Origin of the sequence: Vibrio hepatarius (assembly GCF_018860525.1) — a bacterium.
In the GTDB taxonomy this organism is placed as follows: domain Bacteria; phylum Pseudomonadota; class Gammaproteobacteria; order Enterobacterales; family Vibrionaceae; genus Vibrio; species Vibrio hepatarius_B.
In genome coordinates, this window is the sequence record NZ_JAHKPM010000043.1 from 1 (window position 1) to 10,181 (window position 10,181).

At 40.1% G+C, this 10,181-nt stretch carries 7 protein-coding genes and 1 pseudogene; 5 read left to right on the forward strand and 3 right to left on the reverse strand.

The window, feature by feature from the left end; genetic code table 11:
• The first annotated feature begins 173 nt into the window (after window positions 1–173).
• The 3 genes from KO511_RS12500 to KO511_RS12510 all read left to right on the forward strand — a co-directional run bounded on the left by KO511_RS12500 (window position 174) and on the right by KO511_RS12510 (window position 2,687).
• Entirely contained in the window at window positions 174–935 is a 762-nt protein-coding gene (locus KO511_RS12500) for a hypothetical protein (protein WP_215987758.1), read from the forward strand.
• A 9-nt stretch (window positions 936–944) separates the two neighbouring features.
• Window positions 945–1,787, forward strand: coding sequence for a hypothetical protein (locus tag KO511_RS12505; protein ID WP_215987759.1), 843 nt, complete (start codon window positions 945–947; stop codon window positions 1,785–1,787).
• A 258-nt stretch (window positions 1,788–2,045) separates the two neighbouring features.
• The gene (locus KO511_RS12510) at window positions 2,046–2,687 is read left to right on the forward strand and encodes a hypothetical protein (protein ID WP_215987760.1); all 642 of its coding nucleotides are present in this window, start codon (window positions 2,046–2,048) and stop codon (window positions 2,685–2,687) included.
• A 325-nt stretch (window positions 2,688–3,012) separates the two neighbouring features.
• Here KO511_RS12510 and KO511_RS12515 read toward each other — a convergent pair whose 3' ends face one another.
• Window positions 3,013–5,562: a hypothetical protein gene (locus KO511_RS12515; RefSeq protein WP_215987761.1), complete on the reverse strand. Its 2,550-nt coding sequence runs from the start codon at window positions 5,560–5,562 to the stop codon at window positions 3,013–3,015.
• 565 nt (window positions 5,563–6,127) lie between these two features.
• Here KO511_RS12515 and KO511_RS12520 point away from each other — a divergent pair.
• The gene (locus tag KO511_RS12520; protein ID WP_215987762.1) at window positions 6,128–7,177 is read left to right on the forward strand and encodes a hypothetical protein; all 1,050 of its coding nucleotides are present in this window, start codon (window positions 6,128–6,130) and stop codon (window positions 7,175–7,177) included.
• 275 nt (window positions 7,178–7,452) lie between these two features.
• On the opposite strand, the pseudogene KO511_RS12525 reads toward KO511_RS12520, so the two are convergent.
• Together KO511_RS12525 and KO511_RS12530 are read right to left on the reverse strand one after the other, a co-directional pair.
• Window positions 7,453–7,584: pseudogene (locus tag KO511_RS12525) on the reverse strand (IS256 family transposase); the annotation flags it as partial.
• 98 nt (window positions 7,585–7,682) lie between these two features.
• On the reverse strand, window positions 7,683–8,663 hold the full coding sequence (locus KO511_RS12530) for a sugar-binding transcriptional regulator (protein WP_215987763.1): 981 nt from the start codon (window positions 8,661–8,663) through the stop codon (window positions 7,683–7,685).
• Window positions 8,664–9,126: 463 nt separating this feature from the next.
• Here KO511_RS12530 and tal point away from each other — a divergent pair, with 463 nt between their 5' ends.
• Window positions 9,127–10,077 (forward strand): transaldolase, encoded by a 951-nt coding sequence (gene tal / locus KO511_RS12535; RefSeq protein WP_215987764.1) that lies wholly within the window; start codon window positions 9,127–9,129, stop codon window positions 10,075–10,077.
• Window positions 10,078–10,181: the final 104 nt, after the last annotated feature.

The window sequence follows — 10,181 nt, forward strand, 5'->3', positions numbered from 1 at the left end:
TCTAAGCGGAGAAGAGCCATATAGGTAATGATGAAGAGCTCAAAGTAGGCCGAAATCAAGAAAATAACGTCCACTCTGACCGCAAAGAAACCATCCATGGCCATAAAACCTCAGAGACAAAACAAACCTTTAAAGAGCAAGTCGACCAAGACGTAACGGTAACTTACAACGCCATGGCTACAGCCATGGTGCAAACGGTAGAGCATGGACAAGCCTACGCCTATTACAAAGCTAAATACGGAATAGAGGCAGCAAAAGGGTACTTAAAAGAATTTATTGTTAAAGGTAGGTTCACAATACGACCAATGTCGCAATGGGGCAATAAACTCGGGGTTGTGTTTAAAGGCGATCGCACCAGCAGAACCTTTTTAACCGGCATCAATTACGGCATTCATGGCGATAAGATGAAAATGCTAAGCACAACTCTTCAAGTGGCAGAAGACTTTAAAACAGGCACACTTAGCAATGCTTTTAAAAATTCTGTTAAAAGTGCTAACCCATTTAAAGGTGCAAATATTATATCTTTACTATTTGTAACATCATTTGATGTTTACGAGTTCTTTAAAAAAGATATTGGTGAGCAGAATATTGCTGAGCTTCTCGGCGCGATTGGAATCACAATAGCAAAGCTTATGATAGCAGGAACAGCAGCAGTCTTGGTTCTAGCGGTTATTGTATACTATTTCACTTTAACACTAACTGGTGGTGCTGTATTTGTTAGTATCGCTGGTCTTTCGTTTGCGGCTGGTTGGCTTATTGATAGCCTTGATACAAAATTTGATATCAAAGATAATGTTAAATCATTTCTAAAAAATGCATTCCCAAATCTCACAATAGAAGAAATGATTAATAAAGGAATAGATAAAAATAATGCTCAGGTAGATGGCTATATAGGTACAGGCGCCATGAAAAACTCAGGTTATTTTGGTTTTTAAGGGGTGAGTATGGAAATTTATTCAGATGATGATTATAACCCTAAATCTAAAAGGTCAGCTATTACCGTTATTTCTGTAATAATAGCATTATTTCAATTCCCGTATGTTTTTTTAGAATCTTCATTTCATTCATTAGTTTTCTGCTGGCTATCATTACTACTACTGCTTTTTTTTCAAATATTTATATACACTCGCTTTGGTATGAATTTTTTAAAGAACAGAGTTTTTTCACAGTCAGTAGTGTTATCCTATGTTATGATTGCATTCATAATGCTTATATTAAACTTGGTGATATTGGACTCCAAAAAATTTTCTGACCCAAACTTTTACATGTTTATATTTTTGATAATTTCATTAGTTTGTGGAATATTAACTGGATTGTTTTTTAGTGATAAAGGAAATCTATTTAGTAAAGATAATATTAAAATAAGAAACAACGAAATAGAGTTAAGAAAGCTTGAGTTTTTTAGTGTTTTAACTTTAAAAAGAATGCCTTTTCTTAGGGCACCATTAAGAAAGCTTCAAAATATTACCACTATTTTAGCTGCGTTTATCGGCACTGGCGGTGCTGGCATTGGAATGGGGATTGCGGAGATGCTTAAGCGGTCAGATGTACTTGCCCCTGATATGAGTGTACATGCGGTGCTATTTTTCAGCCTTGGTATACCCGTTTTATTTACGTTTGGCATATTGATGTACTCTACAATGACATACCTATTCGAATGGCGTAAGTTAGTCGCGAGCATAGATAAAGAGTATGGCGAGCATAAGATAATCTTCAATTCCAAAAAGAAGTCGTATAAGAAGATTAAAGAGATAATGGCAGAGTCAGGCTCTAATGCTAATGGATAGAGCTAAATGATAAAAGCGCTAGCATACCGGAGTATATGGGCTCTGGTATGCGTTGAACAACACGAACACGGTATGCAAAATCAAACCATGAGCGAGAAAATGATAGGAATAAGAAATTGCTATTTTTTATTCTTCTCTATATTTGGAATATTACAATTAATAGTATTTTACAGTAAAAGTAGTTTCTATTTTAAGATACCAATATTAGTGTTTTTTATAATGTCAATACTATACTCAATATTTATATTGAATTCTACCATGAAAAATAAAACAAACCATGTGATTTATCTATTTAATTTAACCTTCTCTTATTTGATATTGTCATTATTAGGCATAATAATATCTCCAATTGTAATAAACGCAAAAGAATTATATGATATCCACATTATATTCTCTTCTATTATAATTTTTTCTCTTACTATAGGATTAATACTAGGCTGGTGTTTTCTCAACCATAGAGATTTTAGAAAAATACAAGAAGTCATTAAGATTAGAGAGAATGACATTGAAGTAAAAAGTGTTAATTTCTGGTCTGAGTTAAGTCTAGACAAAGCACCTTGGCTAAAGAAGCCTCTTCAAGCAGTCAAGTATGGATTTGTATCCTTTACAGTTTTTATTGGTGGTTCTGCTGTCGGTATATCGCTAGCCATTGCAGAGGGTCTAAAGCGTTCTGATTGGCTTAGCTCCTCCATTAACACTCACGCTTTTCTCTTTTTTATTCTTGGAGTTCCTGTTGCGCTTGCAAGTGGTATATTGTTGTATCCTCTACTTTCACACTTATACCGTTGGCGTAAACTGGTCAGAGAGATTAAGCAAGAATACGGCAGTTACACCGTTCTACTGAACTTAGAAAACAAGCCTTATTCTGAGTTAAAAGCAGATCTTGCCAAAAACCTCTGACTAGTTTTACTGGAGAGTTATGGAAGTTACTTCATTAAAAGATAAAATATCTAACTTAAGAAAATGTTTATTGATTCTATTTTCTTTTTTTAGTCCTATAAGAAGATTAAAGAGATAATGGCAGAGTCAGGAGCTAATCCTAATGGATATACATAGACTTTCTATCATGACCACTAAAATTATCCTAAAAACACTCGTTTGAAGCACGTAAACGTGACGGCATAATCAAATATTTAGTTACGCCGTCACATGAGTACTGTTTCATCTGTTCATCAAGGTTCAATACGGTTAAGGCATTACTAACACTTGATAACTAGTAAGTACATCAGGAGCCTATAATCTGGCTTAGTGCGTTAATATCCCGACTAAAGTGAATATTTTGAGCTGGGTAAACTGCATTGTCTCTCACACCACCCCTCACTATATCGAACTGCACTCGATCTCCATTGCCTCTTGGTGGAAGGATTCTCACTCCACTTTCGTGAACCTTCATTTGGCCAGGAAAGCTCCCTGATTTGAGAACTTGACTTGAACCTGGCTTTGCCACACCTCGCGTTTCTTCCATAAAAAGATGGTTGGTATTACTTAGCTGAGCAAAACTTCCATGAGGAAGTCTGCCTTGTGCCAGTAGGTTTCCTGAAGCGTCATATCCTCTAGCCTCAGAGAAACGAACCGTATCTCGCAGCTGTGGGACGATATTGGCAACACTATTAGAAGACACTCGAGCTAATTGTTGAGCCGTCAAACGCTGCGATAGCGCGCTGCCCACTTCAGTACCAATTGCTCTGGTTGTATCTTGAGCAATCGATCGAGTTTGATTAAAGCTAAGACGATTGTCAGACAAACCTGTTTCAACGGCGTTTCTGTGGTTTACACTCTGTGCACTAGCATTCGTATTTTGCTGTAAAGCCTTTTTCTGGGCTTGCCTAAACTCATATTGCTGAACCATTTCACGTGAACGCTGTGCTTGCGTCTCTTCAATTTCACGTAGGCGAGTTTGCGTAGCTATTGCTTGGCGTTGTTCTTGTTCTGCAATTCTTATTGAGGCTTGGCGCTCAGCCTCTGCATATTGCGCTTTTCGCCGATATGAATGTTCAAGCTCCTGCTGCTTGACACGTGCATCTAGAGCTGCTTTTTGCTCTTGCTCTTTAACATGGCTTTTCACTGCCTTGCGTAAAGCGTCGGTTTGCGCATCCGCTGCTAACTCACTTATGCCGTTTACCACACGTTCAGCCTTAGATGCAGACAGGCCGTGACTTTTCAGTGCTTCAATTTGAACCTGTCTCGTATTCTCTTTTTTTGCCTTTTCTTCACGCCACGCCGTCAACCTTTTATCTTCTTTTTGTATGATGCCTTCCACCTTACTTTTAGTAAGGGTATAAGGTTTGGGAGGCGAGACTGGCTTTGTCGTCTTTGGAAGCTTTCTTGCTAAATCACCCTCAATTTTTTTCTTCAAATCCACGCCTTCACCAAGCAAGCGACTCATCAATGATGGGCTGCCGATAGACTGCAAAAGCTGCTTTTTATCCTGAGTTGGTACTAAGAGTATCAGCGAGTTAGAGACTCGGCTTGGAGAATGTCGATAGATTGTCGCTAGTGCACCGTGTTTGGCTTTTCCGTTGCTGCCAAGAAGGTTTAATTTAGGATGACCATTAGAACCCAGCTGAACGATATCCTCCATAAAAGCGGACATGGTACTTTCTTTCCTGTCGCCATAGTCGGAATACATTCTGTCTACTAGAACCTCGAAGCGAGAGTTATTCCCTCTAGGGCCATTTAATAGTGAAATAACCTCGCTTCTATAACCCTTATCCAGAGCTTGGCGAAGAAGACTCAGTCCACTGTTTCTTATTTCTTTTGCCGCAGGTGTTTCTTTACTATGGTAATACTCATTTTTATCAGGTAAAAACATGGCATAGTGCGCAGTGTCTATCATCGCGCGGCTTTCTTCAGGTGAAAATGGGCTCTCTGACGCAAGCTTTTCCTCAAAATACTGCAAATTATGTAAAGTATTGGGTATCGATTCACCTTTAAGCGCTTCTAAATTATGGAATTGCGCCTCGCTTTGTTTTTTCACACTACTAGCTTGGTTTTCTGCTGATTGAGCGCCCAGAGTCACATTAGATCCGCTTGCGCTAGATGTTGAAGCTTGCACTTTAGATGCATTAATTTCGCGAGAAGGAAAGCCGTTGTTGGTATACTCTCCTATTATATGGACGGTACTATTTTTTTGACCTTTAATTTTTGATTCAATATAGTCAGAAAGAGGTGTACCTACATCACTCTGTGGGTCAATAATAAATGACTTGCCATTTTCATCCTGCCAAGCAACAACAGAATGCCCACCTTGCTGATCATCGGCTGTTGTCCAAGCGTGGTTAACCATCAAGCCTTTACCAGGCTCTAATCTTGATTCCAGATCACGCTCTAAATCGTTGACGCTTTGAATATCTTCTCTTGCTGTATCTATACCTTGAGATAGAAATAGATTCTGGATGTCATCTATATTGCCTCTATCTTGTTGCATTGTCTCAGAGTTAGAGACCAATTCATGAGTGTTCTGTCCTACCAGCATTGCTGTTGAAGCATAGTAACAATTTTGATCGAGTCCGCTAACATTGGTACTAGGTGCTGGTTTACATGGGATGGCTTTAGCGGTTTTTAAACTAAGCCGTGAAACGCCATCGATTAAACCTTTTAGATCAGAAGCCTCGGTTTTAGCCTGCTTTTCGGGCACTTGCCTATCGCCTTCCATAGGCCGCTTTCTACTATTAGTGACTTTAGTAACTTGCAACACTTGCATACCATCACCAGATGTATCCATGCTGCTTTCGTCAACTTGCATTGGTACAGGGCTATTAGGTTCGCTTCTCATATATTTCTCCATGAATATCAGATTGAGGCGAGTCGGCTAAATTTCTTATGTGACTAACTGGGATTTTGGAACTGCGCTATCAAAATGTTGAGTGTTTGAAGCTGTAACGGTAAAGGGATTTACCTTAATCATCTTCATCACTATTTAAATGATTTCATTAACAATAAAGGATTAACCTTAGCATTAGGTATCAGTAATTCGTCGTGTAAATTTCTGAGTTTATGTGTAAAAACATCGTCTTTTTCAGTAACACTTTGTCCCATAAAGAAATGTACTTCTCCTTCATTCTCTTACGAACAGCGGTAAGCTACTTTCGTAAAGTAAGCTTACTGATTGGTATTCATCTCAAAGCTGGGGACTTCAGAGAATCACATATCGCGCGAGGGGGGCTTCTGCTGGTCAGAAATAAGTTCTCAGAACCTTGCATATTTTGCCCCAAACAACGCCAACATTTTACGCAAACTTTCATAATCAAACATATGACAGGATTAATGTTAATTGGCTCAATATAGTCCACTTCATCTTTAAAGAAAGTAACCGGCTGACAATATTAGAGGACTATACATTGAGAGTTTTTAATGCACCGCTGAACCAACCCGAAACGACGGGGAAACTGAACCATGATAGTGGTTTAATGCCGATAGCTAGAATTTATAATGTCGATACAAATTTGTATTTGTTGCATAAAACTTTGCTGAACGAAAAGCCAGATACCGATACTATAAAGGCATTATATAGAGCGAACCTCTCGATGGCTGAAACGAGGGAGGTGTTGAAGAACGGCCGAAGTAATATACCCGACTCATACAGCGATGAGACAAAAGCAGTTGATCCTTTTAAACCTCATATTGATACCATACGTCAGAGAGGCTATATAGCGGAGTATGTCTGCAAGAATAAAATAAGAGACCGCTGTATGATAAATGCAACGGAAGCAGCTGTAGCTATGGTAGCAAAAACCGGAAACTGTTCTGAATTCTCAGCAGTGCTACAGGCACAACACGCAAAAAAACTAAAGATGAATGAACAATTATATCGAGTAAATGGCCGAGGTTTCGACCATGAATGGGTGGAGTTACAAACATCTAAAGAGTCGACCGAGGATAAGTATAAAATAAGCATTGTAATGGATTCATGGGCATATGGCCCAGCCATATTACATGAAGATTCTCATATTGCGGATAGTGTAAAACACAGGTTTAGATCTGATGTTATTCGATCTTCGAAAGAGGGGCAGGACCACAACGAAAAAGTAATGGCTAAGAAGCAAAGTATAGAGAATGGTGCGACGTTGGCTTTTGGTTTAACTCTAGAAGAACTTTTGGTAACACCTACGTCCAATGGAAAACGTGGGCTTCGTGTTAGACAAAAAATGGACACTATCTCAGAAAGCTTTCTCAATAGAGTTCAGGACGCTCCGACTAAATCTGAAAAAGTCTTACGTAGATTAAATGTGACAGATGAAAACGATACTTCAAAAGCTGAGAGAGCAGCGCTAATGAGCGAGATTCGTAAAGCGGGTATATTAAGAGATACTATCGACTTATCGGTCAGAAAATCGACCAATAAAGATACCCTTGAAGATATGTTCTACACCTCCAAGCACACCTTGTAATGGCTAACTAAAATGTTGGTTCATTAAGGGTTCTGTAGCAAATTCTAATTCTTTATCAAACAGCCACAGAAACCGCCTTAAAGTCGGAACTCGAACCACATCTTAAAACTGAGGAGCAACCGCATCGTAAGAATGGCTCTATTAAAGCCTCGGCCGAGATCTAGGTAAAAAAGTAAGCGCTCAATACTCAGTATGCCGAACCACCTAACGGAGTTTGAGCACCAATGGAACAGAAAATAAGAGGGCATTCAAAAATCTGTGTCTGCTAATTTTGGCTAGATATCTAAGACGCTATCCAAGCGCCCATCAAAATGAATGGCCAGTTGAGACAATGTCATATTCCAGTTTTGGATTGACATTGTCCACTTCTTAGAAGCATTCAATATCCCAGCGTACAGCAGTTTAAGCGGTAACCTGAGAGGCTTCTGTATCGTCCGCCAGTTCACCGACATCTTGGTATGTAATTGTAATCCTAGTTGTATTTAGTTACAACGTCACATAACTGCTATTTCATCTGCTCATCAAGGTTTAACACGGTCAAGGCATTGCTAACACTGGTGGCAATCACATCAATCACGCCTGTTCTTAATGCGCCTAGCATGGCGAGTGGTTTACTGTTTTCGGCCGCAATGGCTATCACTTGGGAAATGGGGCGAAATTCTTCCATACCAAGGCCAATGACCCTATCGCTCATGACGGTTTTGGCTGACTTGCCATGAATATCAAAAAAGTCATAACCTGCAAAATCCCCGACAACACCTTGTCTCATTCTTGACTGCACCACTTCATCGGCGGTAAACCACCCTAAATCGACCATGTAGCTGTTTTCACTCATATCGCCTATGCCAACTAGAGCAATATCCGCTTTACGTGCAAGATCTAGTGTCTGCTTTACTGTGGCATTTTTCATGAAGGCATGCTTTTGTTCAGGGTCTTCTGCATAAGCTGGTGCATAAAGCGTCTCCGACGTTCCACCATAGGTCTTAGCAAACTGGCGACAGATATGATCAGCATTGAACATTCCGCCTCTGGGGTGGATGCCACCAATCCCGCAGACAAACTTAACGTCCCTCTGTGGGATTACACCAATATGATGAGCCACTGCTGATACATTTCTACCCTGACCCACAGTCACAACCGAGCCATTTTGAATCGAACTTGCCATAAACTTGGAGACCAAACCAGCTACCTGTAAACGCTGCTGCTGCTCACTCGGTTGATCAAGGGCAACCAAAGCTCGCTTTACTCCAAACCGTTCAACCAATCTTTGCTCAATTTTGGCACTAAATACTGGGTGGTATTTGACTGTGATCTCAACAATGCCTTCATCACGTGCTTGCTTGAGCATTCGACCCACTTTGGCGCGTGATAACGCAAACTTTTTAGAGATTTCTTCTTGAGTAGCGCCATCTTGGTAGTAAGCAACAGAAATTTCGGTAAGAAGATCCGCACTATCGTCCGACATATCATAGGGTGACTTACTCATTTTACAGGCTCCTTTACCAGGAAATACACGAAACATGTGCTCAGAGGCCTAGCATATGTCAGTCTATCAAGGTAATGCAACATTTGCTCACTACCATGACAAATTCTCAGCACTTACTCGTCACTGTTAATTTATGGTTGAATCCCCGCTAGGCTTTAGCAAACGTTTGATTTGTACGCCTCATTTTGTAGCGAAAAAGAATAGCGTAAAAACATCGCTAAGAGGGTCAATTATCGATTGACATTCTACCTCGAAGAGATAAATATGAACCCATCATTTACTCAATGAAAGAGCAAATGTTCATAACAGATGCTCTATCACCACATAATTGAGAACCACATTATTGAGAATAGTTGGCTGGTTAAATAAACCTAGATAGGTAATATCGCTGGTCAACTTGCTTGAAACTGTACTAATCACATTAACGTTTTAGTGTGAGAGCCCATTATATAGGATGACCGAGATGAGCAATAAATTAGAGCAACTTCGTAAACTAACGACCGTCGTAGCAGACACTGGTGAAATAGACGCGATTAAGAAATACCAACCAGAAGATGCCACAACCAACCCTTCTCTGATTCTTAAAGCCGCTCAAATCGAAGAATACGCTCCTCTTATCAACGCTTCAATTGACTATGCAAAATCGCAAAGCAGCGACAAAACGCAACAAGTTCAAGATACTTGTGACATGCTGGCGGTCAACATAGGTAAAGAGATCCTAAAAACGATTCCGGGCCGTATTTCCACTGAAGTAGACGCGCGTCTTTCTTATGATACTCAAGGCAGTGTTGCTAAAGCGCGTCAACTGGTGAAGATGTACAATGATGCCGGTATTACTAACGATCGCATTCTTATCAAACTGGCTTCAACATGGGAAGGTATCCGCGCTGCCGAAATTTTGGAAAAAGAAGGGATCAATTGTAACCTAACTCTCCTATTCTCATTTGCTCAAGCTCGCGCTTGTGCTGAAGCTGGCGTGTTCCTCATCTCTCCGTTCGTTGGCCGTATTATGGATTGGTACAAAGCAAAAGAAGGTCGCGATTTTGCACCAGATGAAGATCCAGGTGTACTTTCCGTTGCTAAGATATACGACTACTACAAAGACTATAACTACAATACTGTCGTTATGGGCGCAAGCTTCCGTAATATTGGTGAGATCCTTGAGTTAGCAGGTTGCGACCGCCTGACTATCGCCCCTGCTCTACTTGCCGAACTTGAAGCTGCTGAAGGTCATGTAGCTGAAAAACTGGTTGATTCAAAGGGTTCAAAACCTCGCCCAGAAGCCATGACTCATGCAGATTTCCTTTGGGAGCATAATCTAGATGCAATGGCGGTTGAAAAATTGGCTGAAGGGATCCGCAACTTCGCCGTTGACCAAGGTAAACTTGAAGCCATGATTGAAGCGAAACTTTAATCTCAAATTATCCATAGGGAAGACATGCTCTTCCCTATTATTTTCCTTTTTTGATAGACATAATATTTGGTATTCATTATGGATCGTAAACACTTAGCTAATGC